This is a genomic window from Streptomyces sp. NPDC029956, assembly GCF_055574655.1.
Window position 1 is genome coordinate 57,261 of record NZ_JBVHZJ010000005.1, and the last position, 23,040, is coordinate 80,300.

Annotated in this window: 17 protein-coding genes; 12 read left to right on the forward strand and 5 right to left on the reverse strand. The window is 71.8% G+C overall.

Translation table 11 applies throughout. The annotated features are described in order from the left end of the window. Positions 1-185: 185 nt before the first annotated feature. The 3 genes from ACZ4XX_RS05405 to ACZ4XX_RS05415 all read left to right on the forward strand — a co-directional run bounded on the left by ACZ4XX_RS05405 (position 186) and on the right by ACZ4XX_RS05415 (position 4,138). The gene (locus tag ACZ4XX_RS05405; protein WP_030325289.1) at positions 186-764 is read left to right on the forward strand and encodes a TerD family protein; all 579 of its coding nucleotides are present in this window, start codon (positions 186-188) and stop codon (positions 762-764) included. Positions 765-881: 117 nt separating this feature from the next. Beyond that, the gene (locus ACZ4XX_RS05410) at positions 882-2,855 is read left to right on the forward strand and encodes a TerD family protein (RefSeq protein WP_468506641.1); all 1,974 of its coding nucleotides are present in this window, start codon (positions 882-884) and stop codon (positions 2,853-2,855) included. Positions 2,856-3,130: 275 nt separating this feature from the next. Continuing rightward, a complete protein-coding gene (locus tag ACZ4XX_RS05415) occupies positions 3,131-4,138 on the forward strand; it encodes a TerC family protein (RefSeq protein WP_468506642.1) in 1,008 nt (335 codons plus the stop codon). A 66-nt stretch (positions 4,139-4,204) separates the two neighbouring features. Here the strand turns inward: ACZ4XX_RS05415 and ACZ4XX_RS05420 are convergent, their stop codons facing one another. The 3 genes from ACZ4XX_RS05420 to ACZ4XX_RS05430 all read right to left on the reverse strand — a co-directional run bounded on the left by ACZ4XX_RS05420 (position 4,205) and on the right by ACZ4XX_RS05430 (position 7,079). After that, positions 4,205-5,509: an MFS transporter gene (locus ACZ4XX_RS05420; protein ID WP_468506775.1), complete on the reverse strand. Its 1,305-nt coding sequence runs from the start codon at positions 5,507-5,509 to the stop codon at positions 4,205-4,207. A 184-nt stretch (positions 5,510-5,693) separates the two neighbouring features. Next, positions 5,694-6,350 carry an MBL fold metallo-hydrolase gene (locus tag ACZ4XX_RS05425; RefSeq protein WP_468506643.1) on the reverse strand — a complete coding sequence of 219 codons (657 nt, stop codon included), beginning with the start codon at positions 6,348-6,350 and terminating at the stop codon, positions 5,694-5,696. Between the two features lie 45 nt (positions 6,351-6,395). Continuing rightward, positions 6,396-7,079, reverse strand: coding sequence for a maleylpyruvate isomerase family mycothiol-dependent enzyme (locus ACZ4XX_RS05430; RefSeq protein ID WP_468506644.1), 684 nt, complete (start codon positions 7,077-7,079; stop codon positions 6,396-6,398). 198 nt (positions 7,080-7,277) lie between these two features. Between ACZ4XX_RS05430 and uvrA the strand changes: the two genes are divergently transcribed. Both uvrA and ACZ4XX_RS05440 read left to right on the forward strand, forming a co-directional pair. Further along, the gene (gene uvrA, locus ACZ4XX_RS05435; protein ID WP_468506645.1) at positions 7,278-10,367 is read left to right on the forward strand and encodes an excinuclease ABC subunit UvrA; all 3,090 of its coding nucleotides are present in this window, start codon (positions 7,278-7,280) and stop codon (positions 10,365-10,367) included. Between the two features lie 154 nt (positions 10,368-10,521). Next, on the forward strand, positions 10,522-10,959 hold the full coding sequence (locus tag ACZ4XX_RS05440) for a Rieske (2Fe-2S) protein (protein ID WP_468506646.1): 438 nt from the start codon (positions 10,522-10,524) through the stop codon (positions 10,957-10,959). A 112-nt stretch (positions 10,960-11,071) separates the two neighbouring features. On the opposite strand, the gene ACZ4XX_RS05445 is transcribed toward ACZ4XX_RS05440, so the two are convergent. Continuing rightward, on the reverse strand, positions 11,072-12,001 hold the full coding sequence (locus ACZ4XX_RS05445) for a hypothetical protein (RefSeq protein WP_468506647.1): 930 nt from the start codon (positions 11,999-12,001) through the stop codon (positions 11,072-11,074). Positions 12,002-12,246: 245 nt separating this feature from the next. Between ACZ4XX_RS05445 and ACZ4XX_RS05450 the strand changes: the two genes are divergently transcribed. Together ACZ4XX_RS05450 and ACZ4XX_RS05455 are read left to right on the forward strand one after the other, a co-directional pair. Then, a complete protein-coding gene (locus tag ACZ4XX_RS05450) occupies positions 12,247-12,834 on the forward strand; it encodes a papain-like cysteine protease family protein (RefSeq protein WP_468506648.1) in 588 nt (195 codons plus the stop codon). Between the two features lie 5 nt (positions 12,835-12,839). Beyond that, positions 12,840-13,652 carry a hypothetical protein gene (locus tag ACZ4XX_RS05455; protein ID WP_468506649.1) on the forward strand — a complete coding sequence of 271 codons (813 nt, stop codon included), beginning with the start codon at positions 12,840-12,842 and terminating at the stop codon, positions 13,650-13,652. A 391-nt stretch (positions 13,653-14,043) separates the two neighbouring features. Here ACZ4XX_RS05455 and ACZ4XX_RS05460 read toward each other — a convergent pair whose 3' ends face one another. Beyond that, positions 14,044-14,796 (reverse strand): SDR family NAD(P)-dependent oxidoreductase, encoded by a 753-nt coding sequence (locus ACZ4XX_RS05460; protein ID WP_468506650.1) that lies wholly within the window; start codon positions 14,794-14,796, stop codon positions 14,044-14,046. 58 nt (positions 14,797-14,854) lie between these two features. Between ACZ4XX_RS05460 and uvrC the strand changes: the two genes are divergently transcribed. From uvrC to ACZ4XX_RS05485, 5 genes are all read left to right on the forward strand, one after another. Continuing rightward, on the forward strand, positions 14,855-16,831 hold the full coding sequence (gene uvrC / locus ACZ4XX_RS05465; RefSeq protein ID WP_468506651.1) for an excinuclease ABC subunit UvrC: 1,977 nt from the start codon (positions 14,855-14,857) through the stop codon (positions 16,829-16,831). Beyond that, the gene (rapZ, locus tag ACZ4XX_RS05470; protein ID WP_468506652.1) at positions 16,828-17,829 is read left to right on the forward strand and encodes an RNase adapter RapZ; all 1,002 of its coding nucleotides are present in this window, start codon (positions 16,828-16,830) and stop codon (positions 17,827-17,829) included. The genes uvrC and rapZ overlap by 4 nt, the downstream gene beginning before the upstream one ends. Continuing rightward, positions 17,826-18,851 (forward strand): gluconeogenesis factor YvcK family protein, encoded by a 1,026-nt coding sequence (locus ACZ4XX_RS05475; RefSeq protein ID WP_468506653.1) that lies wholly within the window; start codon positions 17,826-17,828, stop codon positions 18,849-18,851. The genes rapZ and ACZ4XX_RS05475 overlap by 4 nt, the downstream gene beginning before the upstream one ends. Next, the gene (gene whiA / locus ACZ4XX_RS05480; protein ID WP_468506654.1) at positions 18,842-19,831 is read left to right on the forward strand and encodes a DNA-binding protein WhiA; all 990 of its coding nucleotides are present in this window, start codon (positions 18,842-18,844) and stop codon (positions 19,829-19,831) included. Before ACZ4XX_RS05475 ends, whiA begins: the two co-directional genes overlap by 10 nt. 163 nt (positions 19,832-19,994) lie before the next feature. After that, a complete protein-coding gene (locus ACZ4XX_RS05485) occupies positions 19,995-22,946 on the forward strand; it encodes a M14 family metallopeptidase (RefSeq protein ID WP_468506655.1) in 2,952 nt (983 codons plus the stop codon). Positions 22,947-23,040: the final 94 nt, after the last annotated feature.

The window sequence follows — 23,040 nt, forward strand, 5'->3', positions numbered from 1 at the left end:
GGAGCACCGGGCACGCGGTCCTGCGGGGTGCCGGGCACGCGGTCCGGCGCGCTGTCCGGTGTGTTGCAAGACCGACACAAAACCGGACCGCACCTCCGCGCTGTCAGTGGTGCTGCGTAATGTGCTCGGCAACCGCACGCACCGGAACAGCGGGCGCGGGGAACGCTAACGAGAGGGGCAAACGCGTGTCGGTCAACATGACCAAGGGTCAGGCCATCAGCCTGGAGAAGCAGGGTGGGGGCAGCCTCAGCCAGGTGCGGATGGGCCTCGGCTGGCAGGCCGCGCCGCGTCGCGGTCTCTTCGGCAAGCGCACCCAGGAGATCGACCTGGACGCCTCGGCCGTCCTCTTCGCGGACAAGCAGCCGGTCGACGTGGTCTTCTTCCGTCACCTGGTCAGCGACGACGGCTCGGTCAAGCACACCGGCGACAACCTGGTCGGCGGCGCGGGCCAGGGCGGGGACGACGAGGCGATCCTCGTCGACCTCCAGCGGGTCCCGGTCCACATCGACCAGATCGTCTTCACGGTGAACTCGTTCACCGGCCAGACGTTCCAGGAGGTGCAGAACGCGTTCTGCCGCATCGTCGACGAGACGAACGGCCAGGAGCTCGCGCGCTACACCCTCGACGGTGGCGGCAACTACACCGCGCAGATCATGGCGAAGGTGCACCGGGTCGGCTCCGGCTGGCAGATGACCGCCCTGGGCAACCCGGCCAACGGTCGCACGTTCCAGGACCTGATGCCCGCGATCCTGCCGCACCTGTAGACAGGACCGCACCGCACCACCCACAGCTCCCGGAGGCAGCAGGCCGCCGGGAGCTGTCCCGCATGAACCGCACCCGTTGCCACGCCGAGAACGCCGAAAGCCGAGGGGACAGAGTCGATGACGGCCGAACTGGTCCGGGGGCAGAACCACCCCCTGCCCGACACCCGACTGGAGATCCGGGTGTCGGCCGGTCACCCTGTCCTCGCCGGCGCCACCCTCGGCGACGAGCAGGGCAGGGTCCCCGGCGTGGAGTGGATCGCCCACCCCGGAGCGCCCTCCCTGCCCGGGGTCGACGTCCCCGGGCAGGCCGCCGCCGACCATCGCCTCGCCGTCGACCTGGAGGCCGTCCCCGGGGCCGTCCACCGGGTCTCGGTGCTCCTCGCGCTGCCCGGGCCGCGCGCCGGCGGAGCCGCCCGCTTCGGAACGGTCGCCGCCCCGTTCGTCGCCGTCGCCGGCCCCGACGGCGCCGACATCGCCACCTTCACGATCACCGGACTCGACAGCGAATCCGCCGTCGTCGCCCTGGAGCTGTACCGCCGCCAGGGCTCCTGGAAGGTCCGCGCCATGGGCCAGGGGTACGAGGGCGGGCTCGCCGCCCTCCTCGGCGACCAGGGCCTGGAGCGCCCCGCCGACGTGGCCGCGACGATCCTGGACACCGTCGCGCCCGGGCCCGCCCCGGTCGCCGCTCCCGCGCAGCACGTCCCCGAGGCGGAGCACGTACGCCGCGCGGCACCGGTGACCGCCACGGACCCGGCGCCGACCGGCCCGGCGAGCCCCCCGCCCACCGCGCCGTCGGGCACCGGGACGGACACGCCCACCCCGCCGTCGGGCATCGGCACGAACACGCCCGCCCCGGCGGCGAGCGGCGGTCCGGTGAACTACGCCCACCCGCGCCGCCAGGCCGCCCCGGCACCCGGTCCCGCGCCCGCGCCCGAGTCCGAGCCCCGGCAGGGGCCGCCCACGCCGGTCGCCGGCGACGCGGCGGGCTGGTCCATGGACGAGCGCCTGTACAACCAGGTGTGGGGCATGTTCGAGGACCTGGCCCGGACCGCCGCCGCCTACCGCAGCGCCTGCGAGTTCGCCGAGAACCGGCTCGACCGGGAGCTCGACCAGACGCTCTCCGACTACCGTGCCCGCGCCGACGGCGCCAACGACGCCGCGCGGGCCGCCGCCCGCGCCCGGCACGACGAGCTGGTCGCCCGGGCACAGGAGGTCCTGGACCGGGACCTCACCCAGCTCGTGGCCGAGTCCGAGGTCGTCGAGCCCGCCCTGCCCGTCGCCTTCGCCCGCTGGGAGAACCCCGTCTGGCAGGCATACCGCAGCCCGACCGAGGAGCCGATGGCCGTCCGGCTCGGCGACCTCCACCTCCCCGAGCGGACGGATCTGCGGATCCCCATGCTCGTCCGGCTGCCGCTGGAGCGGGGGCTCTGGGTGGACAGCGGCCGAGGGCACTCCGAGGCCGCCGGACTCCTCGACGAGGTCGAGCTGCGGCGGCTCGCCCTGGACTGCGCGGTCGCGCACGCGGCCCGGCTGCTCGCGGCGCACCCGGCGGGCGCGTTCGCCGTCCATGTCGTCGACCCGGCCGGCGCGGGCGCCGCCGCGCTCGCGCCGCTCGTGGAGACGGGCGTCCTCGCGGCCCCGCCGGCCCGGGGCGCGGCAGGGGTCTCGGCGGTCCTGGAGCAGCTGACCGAGCGGGTCGACCTGCTGCAGATGGCGGTACGGGCGGGAGCCTCCGACGCCCTGCCGCCCGGTCTGGACGCGGCCCGGCAGCTGCTGCTCGTGCACGACTTCCCGCACGGCTTCGACGACCGGGCGGTCACCCGCCTCCGGTACCTCGCCGACGAGGGCCCGTCGGTCGGCGTCCATCTGCTGATGGTGGCGGACCGGGAGGACGCGTCCGCGTACGGGCCGCTGCTCGACCCGCTGTGGCGCTCGCTCCTCCGGCTCACCCCCGTACCCGACGACCACCTCGCCGACCCGTGGGTCGGCCACGCCTGGTCGTACGAGCCTCCGATGCTCCCGCCGGGCAGCGGGGTGCTCCGGCAGGTCCTCGGGCAGGTGGCGGCGGCTCGGCACGGAGAGCGGTCCTGACGGCCCTGACAACCCTGAAAGCCCTGACGCACCGACAGCTCTGACCTGGCCTCTTGGCGGCCCTTTACCCTTCCCTTTACCTTCTCTTGGTGTTTCGGGTAGTGTTTCCGGTGCGGAGGGGAGTACTCCCCATGCGCGGCGTACCCGTCAATACGGACGGATCATCCATGATCCGATCCCGGGGCGTCGGCCCGGCGGCGACGTCCGTCGCCCGGGTGGAAGAGACCTCCGGCAGCGACGACGCTGATCAGTAGCCGTACGACGCCGGAGGCGCAGTGGACGTTTCAATGACCATGTGGGTGCTGACCATTCTCGGTCTGTGTGCCCTGATCGGTGCCGACTTCTTCATCGGGCGCAAGCCCCATGACGTCTCGGTGAAGGAAGCCGGAATCTGGACGGCCGTCTGGATCGTGCTCGCCGGACTCTTCGGGCTCGGCCTCTGGTACTTCGGCGGCGGCCAGGCCGCCGGGGAGTTCTTCGCCGGTTACATCACCGAGAAGTCGCTCAGTGTCGACAACCTGTTCGTCTTCGTCCTGATCATGGCGAAGTTCGCGGTCCCCTCCCACCTCCAGCAGCGCGTGCTGCTCGTGGGCGTCGTGATCGCCCTGGTGCTCCGCACGATCTTCATCGTCGCGGGTGCCGCGGTCATCGCGAACTTCTCCTGGATCTTCTACTTCTTCGGTGCGTTCCTGATCTACACCGCCTGGAAGCTCATCCAGGAGGCGCGCGCCGACGAGGAGGAGGACGACTACGAGGAGAACCGACTCCTCAAGATGGCCGAGAAGCGGTTCGGCGTCGCCGACCGCTACCACGGCACCAAGCTGTTCATCCGGGTCAACGGCAAGCGGGTGATGACCCCGCTGATGGTCGTCATGCTCGCCATCGGCACCACCGACATCCTGTTCGCCCTCGACTCCATCCCGGCGATCTTCGGCCTCACCCAGGACCCGTACATCGTCTTCACCGCCAACGCCTTCGCCCTGATGGGTCTGAGGCAGCTGTACTTCCTGATCGGCGGCCTGCTCAAGAAGCTGGTCCACCTGAGTTACGGCCTGTCGGTGATCCTCGGCTTCATCGGAGTGAAGCTCGTGCTGCACGCCCTGCACGAGTCCGGGTTCGACGTCCCCGAGATCTCCATCCCGTTCTCGCTCGCGTTCATCTGCGGTGTTCTGGTCATCACCACGATCACCAGCCTCATCGCCTCCAAGCGGCAGTCGGAGCGGGAGGCCGCCGAAAGCGTGGCCGACGCCGACGGCACCGAGAAGGACAGCATCGGCGCCTGACGCGGTACGCACGGCGACGGCCGGCCCCGGGACACCCGTCCCGCGGCCGGCCGTCGCCGTCTGCCGTCAGACCGGTGCCGCCTCCTTCGGTTCCTCCTTCGGTTCCTCCTCCGTCCGTGCCCGCTCCGGCAGGGTCTCCGGCAGCAGGGCGAAGCAGCCCAGGCTCACCAGAGCCACGACCGTCAGATAGGCCGCGACGCCCCAGGGCGGACCGGAGCCCCCGTCGGAGAGCGCGGTGGCAAGGATCGGGGTGAGGGCGCCGCCCAGGACGCCGGCGAGGTTGTAGCCCACGGCCGCACCCGTGCAGCGGACGCGGGGCTCGTACAGCTCCGGGAGGTACGCGGCCACCACCGCGAACATCGTGATGAAGGCGAGCAGCGCGCCCAGGAAGCCCAGGAACATCAGGAACGGGCGCGCCGTGTGCAGCAGGGCCACCATCGGGAACATCCACAGGGCGGAGGCCGCGCATCCCGCCAGGCAGAGCGGCCGACGGCCCCAGCGGTCGGAGAGGATCGCGACGAACGGCGTGGCCGCACCCTTGATCGCGACCGCCGCCATCACACAGGTCAGCATCACCGTGCTGCTCACCCCGAGCCGCTCGGTGCCGTAGGCCAGCGCCCAGGTGGAGACCGTGTAGAAGGTGGCGTACCCGACCGCGAGCGCCCCGGCGGTCAGCAGTACGAGCCGCCAGTGGTCACGGGCGACCTCGGCCAGCGGGGCGCCCGCGGTCTGCCCGGCCGCGGACAGCTTCTCGAACTGCGGGGTCTCCGCGAGCGAGGAGCGCAGCAGCAGCCCGACCGCCGCGAGCAGGCCCGCCGCCCAGAACGGCACCCGCCAGCCCCAGGAGCGGAACTCCGCGTCGCTCAGGCCCGCCGAGAGCGCCAGCATCACCCCGTTGGCCAGGAGGAAGCCGATCGAGGGCCCGATCTGCGGGAAGCTCGACCAGAGCGCGCGCCGGTTCGCGGGCGCGTGCTCGGCGGTGAGCAGCACGGCCCCGCCCCACTCGCCCCCGAGGCCCAGACCCTGGAGGAAGCGGAGCACGAGCAGCAGCACCGGGGCGGTGATGCCGATCGTCCCGTACGTGGGGACGCAGCCGACCGCGACCGTGGCGCAGCCGGTCAGGAGCAGCGAGGCGAAGAGGACTGGGCGCCGTCCGTACCGGTCGCCCACATGGCCGAAGAGGATCGAGCCGAGCGGCCGGGACAGGAAGCCGACGGCGAAGGTGCCGAAGGCCGCCAGGGTCCCGGCGAGCGGGGAGAAGGTCGGGAAGAAGAGCGGCCCCAGAACGAGGGCGGCGGCGGTCCCGTAGACGAAGAAGTCGAAGAACTCGATGGCGGTGCCGACGAGCGAGGCGGCGGCGAGCCTGCCCATCGAGGGCGCAGCGGGCGCAGCGGGCGGGACGGGCACGGCCGGCGGGACGGGCGGATCCGGGGAGGCCGGTGGCGACGGAGCGTTACTGAGGCTCATGCCGCGCCAACTACCCCTCCGCCGTCCGGGTTACGGGGGCGTGCGGAAGCGCGTGGCTGCTCAGCCGCGCGCTCTCCGTCCCGGAGGGCTACCAGCCGCGCTCGCGCCACACGGCGAGCGAGGGCCGCTCGTCACCGAGCGTGGTGTCCTTGCCGTGGCCCGGATAGATCCAGGACTCGTCCGGGAGCACCGCGAAGAGCTTGGTCTCCACGTCGTGGATCAGGCTCGCGAAGGCCTCCGGGTCCTTCCAGGTGTTGCCCACCCCGCCGGGGAAGAGGCAGTCGCCGGTGAAGACGTGCGGGTGGCCGTGCGGGTCGTCGTAGACGAGGGCGATCGAGCCCGGGGTGTGGCCGACCAGGTGGCGCGCGGTCAGCTCGACCCGCCCCACCCGGATCGTGTCGCCGTCCTCGACGGGCACGTCGGTCGCGACCGGAATGCCCTCCGCGTCGTACGCGCCCGCGTACGTCACGGCGCCGGTCGCGGCGACCACGTCGGCGAGCGCCTGCCAGTGGTCCCCGTGCCGGTGGGTGGTGACGACGGACTTGATGCCGTCGTCGCCGATCAGCGTGAGGAGGGTGTCCGCGTCGTTGGCCGCGTCGATCAGCAGCTGCTCGCCGGTGGCCCGGCAGCGCAGCAGATACGCGTTGTTGTCCATCGGGCCGACCGCGACCTTCGAGATCATCAGGTCCGTCAGCTCGTGCACGTCCGCCGCCCCGCCGACCTTCACCACTCCGCTGTACGTCATGCGCTCAGACTAGTCCCGCCCACCGACAGAAGGGGGCTGCGAGCGCTACAGCGGGGGGAGCTTCGGCAGGGGGCCGCCCCCGGTCCGCAGGACCGCGCCGTCGCGGCGCCCGGCCAGCCAGCCGAGGATCTCGACGGCGCTGCCCGTGACGACGACGTCACCCGTCGTGCCGCCGGTCTTCCACGCCTGGCCGTCGTCGGACCGGAGGGTCGTCGCCGGCACGGTCTCCAGGCCGGCGAAGCGGTCGGCGAGGAAGTCGATCTCACGGCTCACGAACTCCTCGGGCAGGTCCTCCAGGTCGTAGCCGATGCCCAGGTCGACGTGGTGCAGGTCGACCTCCACCCAGCGGCGGAAGGGGATCCGGGACGCGCTGTCCAGGACGCCGTTGCGGAGCTCGACCGTCCGGCTCCAGTCGGCGGGCTCGGCGCCCACGGCCTGGAAGCGGTCGGCGGTCTCGCGCAGGTCGGCGAGGTGGACGTCGAGCGGGCGGTCGGAGTCGCGCTCGATGTCGGCATCGCGGGTCGCGGCGTCGGGGTACATGGGGAGGCCCTGGAGGACGTTCACCAGAGCGTCGGCGTTACGGGCGACGTGGGCGAGCACATGGCCGCGCGTCCAGCCGGGCAGCCGTGACGGCTCGGCGGCCGCCGCGTTGTCCAGGGAGGCGGTCGCCGTCAGCAGCCTTTCGGTCGCTTCGCGGACGTGAGCGAGGTCGCGTTCGTGGTCGATCATGGCGCCGACCCTAGTGCCAGCCGGGGTGTCGCCACTCGTTCGGGTGAAGAGGTCTCCACGAGTCCGGAAATCGAATGTGCGTGCTATAGGCTCGAAGGAAGCATCCGGCATCCTTGAAGCGTTGGGTGTTTCAGGCACATCAGCCCTCTGCGGCATCCCTCAGCAGCATCCGCTCTCTGAAGAAAGGTGCGGACCGGCGTGACCGACCGTCTCATCGTCCGTGGCGCTCGTGAGCACAACCTCAAGAACGTCTCGCTCGACCTCCCGCGTGACTCCCTGATCGTCTTCACCGGGCTCTCGGGATCGGGCAAGTCCTCCCTCGCGTTCGACACGATCTTCGCCGAGGGGCAGCGCCGCTACGTCGAGTCGCTCTCCTCGTACGCCCGGCAGTTCCTCGGCCAGATGGACAAGCCGGACGTCGACTTCATCGAAGGTCTGTCGCCCGCGGTCTCCATCGACCAGAAGTCGACCTCGCGCAACCCGCGCTCGACGGTCGGCACCATCACCGAGGTCTACGACTACCTCCGCCTGCTCTTCGCCCGCATCGGCAAGCCGCACTGTCCCGAGTGCCGCCGGCCGATCTCCCGCCAGTCGCCGCAGGCCATCGTCGACAAGGTCCTCGAGCTCCCCGAGGGCAGCCGCTTCCAGGTGCTCTCCCCGCTCGTCCGCGAGCGCAAGGGCGAGTTCGTCGACCTCTTCGCCGACCTCCAGACCAAGGGCTACAGCCGCGCCCGCGTCGACGGCGTGACCGTACAGCTGAGCGAACCGCCGACGCTGAAGAAGCAGGAGAAGCACACGATCGAGGTGGTCGTCGACCGCCTCACCGTGAAGGACAGCGCCAAGCGGCGCCTCACCGACTCCGTCGAGACCGCGCTCGGCCTCTCCGGCGGCATGGTCGTGCTCGACTTCGTCGACCTCGCCGAGGACGACCCCGAGCGCGAGCGGATGTACTCGGAGCACCTCTACTGCCCGTACGACGACCTGTCGTTCGAGGAGCTGGAGCCGCGCTCCTTCTCCTTCAACTCGCCGTTCGGCGCCTGCCCCGACTGCACCGGCATCGGCACCCGCATGGAGGTCGACCCGGAGCTGATCGTGCCCGACGAGGACAAGTCCCTCGACGAGGGCGCGATCCACCCCTGGTCGCACGGCCACACCAAGGAGTACTTCGGCCGGCTCATCGGCGGTCTGTCGCAGGCCCTCGGCTTCTCCACGGACATGCCGTACGCGGGACTGCCGCAGCGGGCCAAGAAGGCCCTGATGTACGGCCACAAGACCCAGGTGGAGGTCCGCTACCGCAACCGGTACGGCAGGGAGCGGGCGTACACGACCCCGGCCTTCGAAGGCGCCGTCTCCTTCGTCAAGCGGCGCCACACCGAGGCCGAGAGCGACTCCAGCCGCGAGCGCTTCGAGGGCTACATGCGCGAGGTGCCCTGTCCCACCTGTGAGGGCACCCGCCTCAAGCCGATCGTCCTCGCGGTCACGGTCATGGAGAAGTCCATCGCCGAGGTCTCCGCGATGTCGATCAGCGACTGCGCGGAGTTCCTCTCCCGCCTCACGCTGAACGCCCGGGACAAGAAGATCGCCGAGCGGGTCCTCAAGGAGGTCAACGAGCGGCTGCGCTTCCTCGTCGACGTCGGCCTCGACTACCTCTCGCTCAACCGCGCCGCGGGCACCCTCTCCGGCGGCGAGGCCCAGCGCATCCGGCTCGCCACCCAGATCGGCTCCGGCCTGGTCGGCGTGCTGTACGTGCTCGACGAGCCGTCCATCGGCCTCCACCAGCGCGACAACCACCGGCTCATCGAGACCCTCGTACGGCTCCGGGACATGGGCAACACGCTCATCGTGGTCGAGCACGACGAGGACACCATCAAGGTCGCCGACTGGATCGTCGACATCGGCCCCGGCGCCGGTGAGCACGGCGGAAAGGTCGTCCACTCCGGCACCTTGAAAGAGCTCCTCGGCAACGAGGAGTCGATCACCGGCCAGTACCTGTCCGGCCGCCGGGAGATCCCCACCCCGGACATCCGCCGCCCGATCGACCCCGGCCGCCGGCTCACCGTGCACGGGGCCCGCGAGAACAACCTGCAGGACATCGACGTCTCGTTCCCGCTGGGCGTGCTCACCGCGGTCACCGGTGTCTCCGGCTCCGGCAAGTCGACCCTGGTCAACGACATCCTCTACACCCACCTCGCGCGCGAGCTGAACGGCGCCAAGTCGGTGCCCGGCCGGCACACGCGCGTGGACGGTGACGACCTCGTCGACAAGGTCGTGCACGTCGACCAGTCTCCGATCGGCCGCACCCCGCGGTCGAACCCGGCGACGTACACCGGCGTCTTCGACCACGTCCGCAAGCTCTTCGCCGAGACGATGGAGGCCAAGGTCCGGGGCTATCTGCCCGGCCGGTTCTCCTTCAACGTCAAGGGCGGCCGCTGCGAGAACTGCTCAGGCGACGGCACGATCAAGATCGAGATGAACTTCCTCCCGGACGTCTACGTCCCGTGCGAGGTCTGCCACGGCGACCGGTACAACCGGGAGACCCTGGAGGTCCACTACAAGGGCAAGTCCATCGCCGAAGTCCTGAACATGCCGATCGAGGAGGCCCTGGACTTCTTCGAGGCCGTCCCGACCATCGCGCGCCACCTGCGCACGCTCAACGAGGTCGGCCTCGGGTACGTCCGGCTCGGCCAGTCCGCGCCGACGCTCTCGGGCGGCGAGGCCCAGCGCGTCAAGCTCGCCTCCGAGCTCCAGAAGCGCTCCACGGGCCGCACGGTCTACGTCCTGGACGAGCCGACCACCGGTCTGCACTTCGAGGACATCTCGAAGCTGATCAAGGTCCTGTCCGGCCTGGTCGACAAGGGCAATTCGGTGATCGTCATCGAGCACAACCTCGATGTCATCAAGACCGCCGACTGGCTCATCGACATGGGCCCCGAGGGTGGCAGCGGCGGCGGCCTGGTCGTCGCCGAGGGCACCCCGGAGGAGGTCGCCTCCGTTCCGGCGAGCCACACCGGCAAGTTCCTCCGAGAGATCCTCGACGCGGACCGGGTCAGCGACGCCGGGGTGACCGTCCCGGCCGCCCGGGGGACGAGGAAGACGGCGGCGAAGAAGGCTCCGGCCAAGGCGCCCGCCAAGAAGTCCGCGGCGACGAAGACGGCTGCCGCGGCCAAGACGGCCGCCGCGACGAAGGCCGCCTCGGCGGCCAAGACGGCCGCCAAGAAGACGGCGACGAAGGCGACCGCCACCAAGGCCGCCGCGAAGAAGGCGACGACGCGGGCCCGCAAGGCCTGACGCTCCCGGCAGGGCCCCCTCCTCGGGGGCCCTGCTGCGTCTCGGGGGCCCTGCTCCGCCTCGGGGCGGAGCCCGGGCCCGGCCGTCGGCTCCGGGTACCCCGCCGGTATCGTCGGTTCGGTCACGCCTTGCCCCGATCCACTGTGGAGCGCCCATGTCCGGCCAGTCCAGCCGCCGCACCGTACTGAAGGGCGCCGCGCTCGCTGGTGCCGCCGGGCTGGGAGTCGCCGCCTGCTCCACCGAGTCCAAGCTCGGCCACGCCGGGATCCCGACCCCGACCGCCCCGGTCACGCTCGGCGCCCCGGACGAGATCCCCGTCGGCGGCGCCAAGCTCTACCGCGAGCAGAAGGTCCTGGTCAGCTGCCCGGCCAAGGGCGAGTACAAGGCGTTCAGCGCCCAGTGCACCCACGCCGGCTGCGTCCTCGACAAGATCGAGAACAACGAGGGCAACTGCCCCTGCCACGGCAGCCGCTTCGACGTGACGACCGGCAAGGCGCTCAAGGGCCCGGCCACCGTCCCGCTCCCCGCCGTCCCCGTCCGCGTCGAGAACGGCAAGCTGATCGCGGGCCCCGAGGCCGCGCCCAAGGCCTGAACCGGGTCCTCCGGCGGCCGGGCCCGCCCTACGACAGCCGGGCCCGCCCTACGACAGCCGGGTCCTACGGCAGCCGGGTCCCGCTCCCGACGGGTCCCGCTCCCCTGTCCCGTCAGGCCCAGTCCCAGTCGATCCCCAGGATCCCCGGGCGTACCCCCTGCTCCACGACGTGCACCGTGCGGTGCCGGCCGCTCACGGTCAGCTCCGCACGACCACCGCGCTGCGCCCCCGCCGAGGCCTGCGCGAACCGCCGGCACCGCACCGGCAGCGCCGCCTCGTCGAAGCGCACCTGCAGCACGTACTGCCCGCCCGCGAAGCTGAACCCGCGCACGTACTCCCCGCTCGCTCCCGCCGTACCGTCCTCGAAGCCGTACGAGAAGAGGTACGTGTCCCCGGCGCGCAGCCGCGTGTCGAAGAGCAGCTCCGCGACCAGCACCCCCGTCCCCGCGTCCCACCGCACCCGCCCCGTCCGGCAGTTCTCCGCCGCCCGCACCGTGACCCGTGACGGATCGCAGCCCGGGTCCCCGTGGTGGATGGCCAGATAGCGGTCCACGCCGTCCCGGTGCGCCCGCACGACCTGCTGCGACTCGCGCCCGACCAGCTCCCGCCCGGCCCCGATCCGCACCCGCTCGTGGTGCCCCACCGTGTGCAGCCCGCCGTCCGTCGGCGACTCGAGGCCCGCGAGGAGCTCCTCGACGGATCCGGACGCCTCCACGAGCGAGCGATACGAACGGGCCGCGGGGCGCTCCACCTCGGACCGCGTGGACGCGTCCTCCGTGAGCAGCCGCAGCAGCGAGTTCCCCGGCAGCTGGAGCACCTCCTCCAGCGCGCGGACCGCCTTCAGCGACTCCGGCCGCTGGGGGCGGCGGGCGCCCTGCTGCCAGTAGCTCAGACTCGTCACCCCGACCTTGACGCCCCGGTGCGCGAGATGGTGCTGGACCCGCTGGAGCGGCAACCCGCGCACGGCCAGCGCGGTGCGCAGCGCCAGATGGAACGGGCCGGTGTGCAGCAACTGAGCCAGATCGGCCTCGGTGTGGCTCACGAGGACTCCTGAGTGAACGTTCACGGTGGGGGTGCGGACCGTCGCGTCGCGTGGGGTGGGCGGGCAGGTGGGCCGTGGGCGTCCGTTCACACCCGGGTCACACCGTTCACAGTCCGATGTCACTGCGCATTGAAGCGTGTTGACCCGATCCGGACAACGGCAGATGCTCCTGACCAGCGTCCGGACGCGCTCCTCCACCCCCCACACCCCCACATCCCCACACCCCCCGCTCTGGGAGGAACGCGATGCGCAGAAGAAAGCTGAACCTCGCGGCTCTCGCCGCAGCCGCCCTCTTTCTCGTCCCCACCACCTCGGCGTCCGCCGCACCCGCCGGCGAGGACGCCGTCGCCCTCGGCTCCAAGCGGCTGAACATCACCATGCAGGCCCAGCAGAAGACCAACTGGTGCTGGGCGGCCGGCGGCAACACCATCGCCACCTGGTTCGGCCGTGGCTACAGCCAGAACCAGTTCTGCAACGCCGCCTTCAACCGCCAGCAGGGCTACGACTGCCCCAACAACCAGGCCACCCTCGGCAACGTCCAGACCGGACTGAGCTGGGCCGGCATCAACCCCGGCTCCTACGTGACCGGCTGGCTGCGCTACTCCACCGTCCAGACCGAGATCAACGCCGACCGGCCCGTCGAGACCCGCATCCAGTGGTCGAGCGGCGGCGGCCACATGCACGTGATCTACGGCTACGACGACGCCGACAGCTGGGTCTACTGGGGCGATCCCTGGCCCTCCAGCAACCGCTACAACTGGGCGTCGCACGCCTGGTACGTCGACAACAACTCCTTCTCCTGGACCCACTCGCTCTACCGGATAGGGGCGTGACGACGATGAACGCACGTGCCACGGGTGCCGGGCTCCTCACCGCCGCCGCGCTCGTCCTGCTCGGCGCGCTCCCCGCGGACGCGGCCGAGACCCTGCCGCCCGCGCCCACCCCCGAACAGGCCGCCTCCGCGCCGGGGACCCTGGACACCCTGTCCCGGTTCTTCGCCCGGGACGGCGCCGTCGCCCGCTCGGCGGCCGCGCCACGGGTCGAGGGCGGCTCGGTGCCGGTACGGATCCTCTCCCCGGACTTCGTCGCCGGGAAGCCCGGGGCACCCGTCGCCCGGGTCGAGTTCCGGGCCAGCAGGGCCGTCTCCTCGGACGGCCAGAAGGCCTCGCTGTGGACGGTGAAGCAGGCGGGCGGCTGGCAGGTCGTCAACATCGCCACCGGCGACGACGAGATCCGGTACGCGGAGCTGGGCGGCGGCGGACTGGTGTTCCGCGAGCCGCAGATCGACGCGTGGTACGTCCAGAAGGGAGCGAAGGTGCTGCCGCTGGACGAGGACGCGGTGCGGGCGGTCGGCCGGAACGGCACGAGCCTGACCGCCTACCGGGAGCGGGTGGTCCGGGCGTACGGGGACAAGCTCCCCGGCTCGGCCTACGCGAAGAAGGGCACGGCGGGGGGTTACGGGGGCCCGCAGGCGGGTTCGTCGGCGGCTCCGGCTCCTGCTGTGGCTGCGTCTGCGTCTGCGTCCGCGGCGGACGGGGGGTCGGCGGTGACGGTGGCGTCGGCCACGGCGGGGGCGGGTGCCGGTGTGGCGCTGCTGCTGATATCGGCAGCGGCGGTCCGCCGCCGCCGGGCCACCACCCGGGAGTCCTGACCCTCTCCGTCCCCGGTGCGGGCACTCGTCCCCCGGGTCGGTGCCCGCCCCGTCCGCCGCCCGTTCCGCTGGGGGCAGGCGCCCCTCCTGGAGCGCCTGCCCCCTCGTTGCGGCCAGCCGTTGCGCCGGGGCGAAGCCCACTCCCGCGCCCGTCGCCGCCCACCCCGTTGTGGGCATCTGTTCCTCCCCCCTGGACGAAGTCCTTGGGGAGGGACGATTGCCCACACGGGGGTGGGCGAGGGTGAGCGCGCGGTCACACGGCGGAGGGCGGCGAGGCGCGGCCCGCGCGGCGGCTCGCATCGCCGGGCGCGACGCCGGTGCGTCGCGCAGTCGCGGGCGGCGCGGTACGGCCCGCGTCCAGGGGGCCACGGGGCAGGTTCGTCCGAGGGTGTCAGCGGGCCAAGTAGCCGCCGTCCACCGGGAGGATCGCGCCCGTGATGAAGGACGCCTCGTCCGACGCCAGGAAGACGATCGCCGACGCCACCTCCTCCGGCGTCCCGAAGCGACCCATCGGATGGCCGCGTGCCACCTCCGCCAGGTACTCCGCCCCGCCCGGTTCGATCCGCGCCGCCGCCACCCGTTCCGTCTCGATCGTGCCGGGGGCCACCGCGTTCACCCGGATCCCGTGTTCCGCCCACTCCACCGCCAGGTGCTTGGTCAGGCCGGTGGCGACGAATTTCGCCGGGCCGTAGACCGCCTGCCGGGCCTGGCCGGCCACGCCCGAGATCGACGACGTGCAGACGATGGACCCGCCGCCGGAGACGAGCATCGCCTCGATCGCGTATTTGCAGGTCAGGAACATGCCGCGGCCGTCCACCGCCATCACCCGGTCGAAGTCCGAGCCCTCCGCCTCCGTGACGGAGAGCAGGGGGATGACTCCCGCGTTCGCCACCAGGACGTCCAGCCGCCCGAAGCGGTCCACCGCCGTGGTGATCATGCGCCGGGCGTCCTCCTCCCGGGACACGTCGCCGGTCACCGGGACCACTCCCTCCAGCGTCGCCAGCCGGTCTCCGTCGAGGTCGGCGGCGATCACGCGCGCGCCCTCCCGGAGGAACCGTTCCGCCGTCGCCCGTCCGATTCCGCTCGCCGCGCCGGTGATCACGCACACCCGGTCCGTCAGCCGTCCCGCCACCTGATTCGCCATGCTTCGCCAACGAGCGCGGCAGGCCGGAGTGTCGGTGCCCGCCAGTAGGGTGGGGAGCATGGCAGACCCCTCCAGCTACCGCCCCAAGCCGGGTCAGATCCCCGACTCCCCGGGGGTCTACAAGTTCCGCGACGAGCACCGCCGGGTGATCTACGTGGGGAAGGCGAAGTCCCTCCGGCAGCGGCTGGCCAACTACTTCCAGCCGCTCACGAGCCTGCACCCGCGGACGGCCACCATGGTGACCACCGCGGCGTCCGTGGAGTGGACCGTCGTGTCGACCGAGGTCGAGGCGCTCCAGCTGGAGTACTCCTGGATCAAGGAGTACGACCCCCGGTTCAACGTCAAGTACCGGGACGACAAGAGCTACCCGTACCTCGCCGTGACGATGAACGAGGAGTTCCCGCGCGTCCAGGTCCTGCGCGGCCACAAGAAGAAGGGCGTGCGCTACTTCGGGCCGTACGCGCACGCGTGGGCGATCCGCGAGACCGTCGACCTGATGCTGCGGGTCTTCCCGGTGCGGACCTGCTCCGCGGGTGTCTTCCGTAACGCCGCCTCCGCCGGGCGCCCCTGTCTCCTCGGGTACATCGGCAAGTGCTCGGCGCCCTGTGTCGGCCGGGTCACCCCGGAGGAACACCGCGAGCTGGCCGAGGAGTTCAGCGACTTCATGGCCGGCCGTACGGGTACGTACATCCGCCGGCTGGAGAAGCAGATGATGCTCGCGGCCGAGGACATGGAGTACGAGAAGGCCGGGCGGCTCCGCGACGACATAGAGGCGCTGCGCCGGGCCATGGAGAAGAGCGCGGTCGTGCTCGCCGACGCCACCGACGCCGACCTGATCGCGCTGGCCGAGGACGAGCTGGAGGCCGCGGTGCAGATCTTCCACGTGCGCGGCGGACGCGTCCGCGGCCAGCGCGGCTGGGTCACCGACAAGGTCGAGGCCGTCGACACGGCCGGGCTCGTCGAGCACGCGATCCAGCAGCTGTACGGCGAGGAGAGCGGGGACACGGTGCCCAAGGAGGTCCTGGTCCCGGCGCTGCCCGAGGACGCCGGGGCCGTCACCGCCTGGCTCTCCGGCCGCCGCGGGTCCAACGTCTCGCTGCGGATCCCGCAGCGCGGCGACAAGAAGGACCTGATGGAGACCGTCGCGCGCAACGCCCAGCAGGCGCTCGTCCTGCACAAGACGAAGCGCGCCAGCGACCTGACCACCCGCTCCCGGGCCCTGGAGGAGATCGCCGAGGCCCTGGACCTGGACTCGGCGCCGCTGCGGATCGAGTGCTTCGACATCTCGCACCTCCAGGGGGAGGACGTGGTGGCCTCGATGGTGGTCTTCGAGGACGGACTGCCCCGCAAGAGCGAGTACCGCCGCTTCCAGATCAAGGGCTTCGAGGGTCAGGACGACGTCCGGTCCATGCACGAGGTGATCGGCCGCCGCTTCCGGCGTTATCTCGCCGAGAAGGAGAAGACGGGGGAGTGGGACCCCGAGGGGGTCGTGGAGGACCCGGAGGAGAGCGGGCGGCCCAAGCGCTTCGCGTACCCGCCGCAGCTCGTCGTGGTCGACGGCGGGCAGCCGCAGGTCGCCGCGGCCCGGCGTGCCCTCGACGAGCTCGGGATCTCCGACATCGCGGTGTGCGGGCTCGCCAAGCGGCTGGAGGAGGTGTGGCTGCCCGGCGACGACGACCCGGTGGTGCTGCCCCGCTCCAGCGAGGGCCTGTACCTCCTCCAGCGGGTACGTGACACGGCTCACGACTTCGCCATCCGCTACCAGCGCTCCAAGCGCGCGAAACGTATCCGGACCAGCCCTCTCGACGCGGTGCCCGGCCTCGGTGAGACCCGGAAACAGTCGTTGATCAAGCATTTCGGCTCGGTGAAGCGGCTCCGGCAGGCGACAATCGAGCAGATCTGCGAGGTTCCCGGCATGGGCCGGAAGACCGCGGAGGCGGTCGTCGTGGCCCTCGCGCAGGCGGCCCCGGCGGCGCCCGCCGTGAACACGGCGACAGGAGAGATCATGGAAGACGACGGGGGCGGCACGGCATGACCGCGCACGAGCAGCAGCACGACACGCAGGACACGCAGCACTCGCAGCACACGCACGAAGAGCACGACCGAGAAGACGGAGCAGGACACGTGAGTACGGGCACGAAGGAGACCCCCGGCGACAACGACGCCGAGGCGGCCATTCCCGAGCTGGTGATCATCTCCGGTATGTCCGGAGCCGGCCGGTCCACCGCGGCGAAGTGTCTGGAGGACCTCGGCTGGTTCGTCGTGGACAACCTGCCGCCCGCGCTGATCCCCACCATGGTGGAGCTCGGCGCCCGCTCCCAGGGCAATGTCGCCCGGATCGCCGTCGTCGTGGACGTCCGCGGCCGGCAGTTCTTCGACAACCTCAGGGAGTCCCTCGCCGACCTGGACTCCAAGCAGGTCACCCGTCGGATCGTCTTCCTGGAGTCGTCCGACGACGCACTGGTCCGGCGCTTCGAGTCGGTCCGCAGGCCCCACCCGCTCCAGGGCGACGGCCGGATCACCGACGGCATCGCCGCCGAGCGCGACCTGCTGCGCGAGCTGCGCGGCGACGCCGACCTGGTCATCGACACCTCCAGCCTCAACGTGCACGAGCTGCGCGCCAAGATGGACGCCCAGTTCGCCGGCGACGAGGAGCCCGAGCTGCGGGCCACCGTGATGTCCTTCGGGTTCAAGTACGGCCTGCCGGTCGACGCCGACCTCGTCGTCGACATGCGCTTCCTGCCGAACCCGCACTGGGTCCCCGAGCTGCGCCCCTTCACCGGCCTCAACGAGGAGGTGTCGAACTACGTCTACAACCAGCCCGGCGCCAAGGAGTTCCTCGACCGCTACACCGAGCTGCTCCAGCTGATCGCCGCGGGCTACCGCCGCGAGGGCAAGCGGTACGTGACCATCGCCGTGGGCTGCACCGGCGGCAAGCACCGCTCCGTGGCCACCGCCGAGCGGCTCGCCGCCCGCATCGCCGCCGAAGGGGTCGAGACCGTCGTCGTGCACCGGGACATGGGGCGCGAGTGAAGCCGTACCGCCGTCGCGTCTCCACCCTCTCGGTGCGGCGTACGCTCCGCAGGCGCGGCGCCCAGCCGAAGGTGGTCGCGCTGGGCGGCGGGATGGGCCTCTCCGCCTCCCTCGCCGCCCTCCGCCGGATCACCGGCGACCTCACCGCCGTCGTCACCGTCGCCGACGACGGGGGTTCCAGCGGCCGGCTCCGGGAGGAGCTGGGCGTGCTGCCCCCGGGCGACCTCCGCAAGGCGCTCGCCGCGCTCTGCGGCGACGACGACTGGGGCCAGACGTGGGCCCGGGTCATCCAGCACCGCTTCCAGTCCAAGGGCGAGATCAACGGCCACGCCGTCGGCAACCTGCTGATCGTCGCCCTCTGGGAGCAGCTCGGCGACCCCGTGCAGGCCCTCGACCTGGTGGGCCGACTGCTCGGCGCCCAGGGCCGGGTGCTGCCCATGTCCGCCGTGCCCCTGGAGCTCCAGGCCCTGGTCAAGGGTCACGACCCGGAGCGTCCGGACGACGTGGACACCGTGCGCGGTCAGGCGACCGTGGCGCTCACTCCCGGCGACGTCCAGTCCGTGCACCTCGTGCCGAACGACCCGCCGGCGGTGCCCGAGGCGGTCGAGGCGGTCCTGGACGCGGACTGGGTGGTCCTCGGTCCCGGCTCCTGGTTCTCGTCCGTCATCCCGCACCTCCTCGTGCCCGAACTGCTGGACGCGCTGGCCGAGACGAAGGCCCGGAAGGTGCTCTCACTGAACCTCGCGCCGCAGCCCGGAGAAACCGAGGGCTTCTCCCCGCAGCGTCATTTGGAGGTTTTGGGACGACACGCCCCTAAACTCGCCCTGGACGTGGTGCTGGCCGACGAGGCCGCCGTGCCCGACCGCGAGTCCCTCGCCGATGCCGCCAAGCGGCTCGGTGCCGCGGTCGAGCTGGCGCCGGTGGCCGGGCCCGACGGCTCCGCGAAGCATGACCCGGAGCTGTTGGCCGCCGCGTACGACCGTATTTTTCGGATGCATGGAAGGATCGGCCCATGGCGATGACGGCAGCGGTGAAGGACGAGATCTCCCGGCTTCCCGTCACCCGGACCTGCTGCAGGAAGGCAGAGGTCTCGTCGATCCTGCGGTTCGCGGGCGGGCTGCACCTGGTGAGCGGCCGCATCGTGATCGAGGCGGAGCTGGACACCGCGATGGCGGCGCGCCGGCTCAAGCGGGACATCCTGGAGATCTTCGGGCACAGCTCGGAGCTGATCGTGATGGCCCCCGGCGGGCTGCGGCGCGGCTCGCGCTTCGTGGTGCGGGTGGTGGCCGGAGGCGACCAGCTGGCCCGGCAGACGGGTCTCGTGGACGGCCGGGGCCGCCCCATCCGGGGCCTCCCCCCGCAGGTGGTCTCGGGGGCGACCTGCGACGCGGAGGCGGCCTGGCGGGGTGCGTTCCTCGCGCACGGTTCGCTGACCGAGCCCGGCCGGTCCTCCTCCCTGGAGGTGACCTGCCCGGGTCCGGAGGCGGCGCTCGCCCTGGTCGGCGCGGCGCGCCGGCTGTCCATCGCGGCGAAGGCCCGGGAGGTACGGGGAGTGGACCGGGTGGTCGTCCGCGACGGCGACGCGATCGGCGCCCTGCTGACCCGGCTCGGCGCGCACGAGTCGGTGCTTGCCTGGGAGGAGCGGCGGATGCGGCGCGAGGTGCGCGCCACCGCCAACCGCCTGGCCAACTTCGACGACGCGAACCTGCGCCGCTCGGCCCGCGCCGCGGTCGCCGCCGGGGCCCGGGTGCAGCGCGCCCTGGAGATTCTCGGCGAGGAGGTGCCCGAGCACCTGGCGGCGGCCGGCCGGCTCCGCATGGAGCACAAGCAGGCCTCCCTGGAGGAGCTGGGCGCGCTCGCCGACCCGCCGCTGACGAAGGACGCGGTCGCCGGGCGGATCCGCCGGCTGCTCGCGATGGCCGACAAGCGGGCACAGGACCTGGGCGTTCCCGGGACCGAGTCCAACCTGACCGAGGAGCTGGACGACAGCCTGGTCGGCTGACCGGATCCCCCGTCGTACGGAATTCCGAACTCCGGGCTGCCGGTGCCTTTCTGAGGCGCCGGCAGCTTTTTCGTCCACCCGCGAGGCACCCTTGACAGGTCCATGGGCGCCCATGAGCCTGGCGTCTGTTCACCTTCGTGGCAGACGATGACAAGGGGGGCTCATGAGACGCAGAGCGAGATCGATCCTCGCAGCGGCTTCATTGCTGATCGCGGGAGTGGCGGCGGCACCCGTCGCCGGAGCGCAGCCGAACGACCGGGACGGCGGCGACGGCCTCTCCGTATGGCGCGCCGAGGTCACCAAGGAGCAGGTTCCGCTGCTCCTGGAGGCCGGTGCCGACGCGCACGAACTGACCGAGCGGGTGCCCGCGAAGGGCTCCGCGACGGTCGAGCTCTTCCTCACCGGCCGGCAGGCCGGGCGGTTGCGCGGCCAGGGCGTCGAGCTCGCCGAGCACAGCCTGACCGCCTCCGCCGAGAAGCGGGTGGCCGCCGCGGGGGACGGTGTCTTCCGCCCGTACGGAGGCCCGAACGGCCTCAAGCAGGAGATCCTGGACACCGCCCGGGCGAACCCCGGGATCACCAAGGTCGTCTCCATCGGCAAGACCGTGAAGGGCCAGGACATCCTCGCCCTCAAGGTCAGCAGGGGCGCCCCGCGGGTCAAGGACGGCTCCAAGCCCGCCACGCTGTACATGTCCAACCAGCACGCGCGTGAGTGGATCACCCCGGAGATGACCCGGCGGCTGATGCACCACTACCTCGACGGGTACGGCAAGGACGAGCGGATCACCCGGATCGTCGACTCCACCGAGCTCTGGTTCGTGCTCTCCGCCAACCCGGACGGCTACGACCACACCCACGCGGACCCCGCCAACCGGCAGTGGCGCAAGAACCTCCGCGACAACGACGGAGACGGCCGGATCACCCCCGGGGACGGCGTCGACCTGAACCGCAACTTCTCCTACAAGTGGGGCTACGACAACGAGGGTTCGTCGCCCGACCCGGCCGACGAGACCTTCCGCGGCAAGGGCCCCATGTCGGAGCCCGAGACCAAGGCCCTCGACGCCTTCCAGAAGCGGATCGGCTTCGCGTACGGCATCAACTACCACTCGGCCGCCCAGCTCCTGCTGTACGGCGTGGGCTGGCAGGTCGCCACCGACACCCCCGACGATGTGGCCCTCAAGGCCCTCGCCGGCACCCCGCAGAACTCCGCCGTGCCCGGCTACCGGCCGCAGGTCTCCTCGGAGCTGTACATCACCAACGGCGAGGCGGACGGTCACGCCGCCAACGTCAACCACATGCAGATGTTCACCCCCGAGATGTCGACCTGTGCCACCGCCTCCCGGGTCGACCCCGCCGACGCCTGGAACCCGGCCGACTGCGCCTCCGTCTTCACCTTCCCTGACGACGAGAAGCTGATCCAGGCCGAGTTCGCGAAGAACATCCCCTTCGCGCTGGCCGTCGCCGAGACCGCCGCCCACCCGGACCGGCCCGTCTCCCCGGTCGGCATCGACGCCCCCGACTTCACGCCGAAGACCTTCACCACCTCCTACGCCCGCGGCGAGGAGCAGGAGATCGCGGTCACCGCGCGCAAGTCGCTGCGCGGAAAGACCCTGAAGTACCGGATCAACGGCGGCCGCACCCACAGCGAGGAGCTCGACGCCTGGAAGGGCGGCGAGACCTACGGCGGCGAGGACAACCTCTACTTCGACGAGTACCGCGCCGAGGTCGAGGACGCCCGGCCCGGCGACTCCGTCGAGGTCTGGTTCACCGCCCGCACCCGGGAGGGCCGGGCCACCGCCTCCACCCCCTTCACCTACACGGTGGCCGAGCGGCCCCGCGGCGACGTCCTCGTCCTCGCCGACGAGGGCGGCACCACCGCCGCGAAGCACACCGCCGCGTATGTGAAGGCGCTCGCCGACAACGGCCGGAAGGCCGCCGTCTGGGACGTCGCCACCCAGGGCGCCCCGGACGCGCTCGGCGTGCTCTCCCACTTCCGTACGGTCGTCTGGTACACCGGCGCCGAGCGACCCTCCGGAGCCGCCCAGCTCGCCGTCCGCGCCTACCTCAACGAGGGCGGCAAGCTGATCAACACCGGTGAGAAGTCCGGCGGTCTCACCCAGGTCGGCCTGGCCGAGACCAACGACTTCGCCCAGTACTACCTCGGCGCCTACCACCGGGCCGGCCTCAAGAACCCGCCCGCCTTCGCCGGCGGCGGCGCCTTCAAGGGCATCGGCGCGGGTCTCGGCGCCTCCGCCGACAACCCGCTGGACAACGCGGGCGCGTACACCGTCACCTCGGACACCCTGAAGCCGAAGGAGTTCCCGCAGTTCGCGAGCAGCGCGTCCGCCGGCTCCTACCCGGGCATCCGGATGCCCTTCGAGCCCGCCGAGGGCGCGACCTTCGCGGCCGTCAAGCACGCCGACGACACCTGGGCCCGGCTCAGCAGGACCGTCGACCTCACCGGCGTCCCCGCCGCGTCGGCACCGCGCCTGGACTTCCAGGTCAGCTACGACACGGAGCCCGGCTACGACAACGTCGTCGTCGAGGCCCACACCGTCGGCCAGGACGACTGGACGACCCTGCCCGACCGCAACGGCGGCACCTCCACCGAGGCCCCCGCCGACTGCGGCGAGGGCTACTACGTCCGGGGCCACCCCTTCCTCGCCCACTACCTCACCGTCGGCGAGGACGGCTGCGCCACCACCGGCACCACCGGCTCCTGGAACGCCTTCACCGGCCCGTCCAACGGCTGGCGGCAGGCCTCCGTCGACCTGAGCGCCTGGGCCGGCAAGAAGGTCGAGCTCTCCGTCTCCTACATCTCCGACCCCGGTACGGGGGAGATGGGCGCCTTCGTCGACGACACCCGCCTCGTCACCGGGACCACCACCGAGGCCGAGGGCTTCGAGACCTCCCTCGGCGCGTGGACCGTACCGGGCGCGCCCGCCGGCAGCCCCGGCAACGGCGGGGACTGGGCGCGCTCCGGGGCGCTCTTCCAGTCGCAGGCCGCGGTCACCACGCGTGACACCGTCCTCCTCGGCTACGGCCTGGAGCAGGTGCCCGGCGCGAGTGAGCGGGCACGTCTCGTCGGCCGCGCCCTCGGGGTGCTCCGCCGCTGACGGAGCGTAGTGGGGACAAAGGTCCCACGGCGGCCCGTACCCGTTGGTAGGTACGGGCCGTCGGCCGTTCTCCCTCACTTTCCGGGCTCGTCCG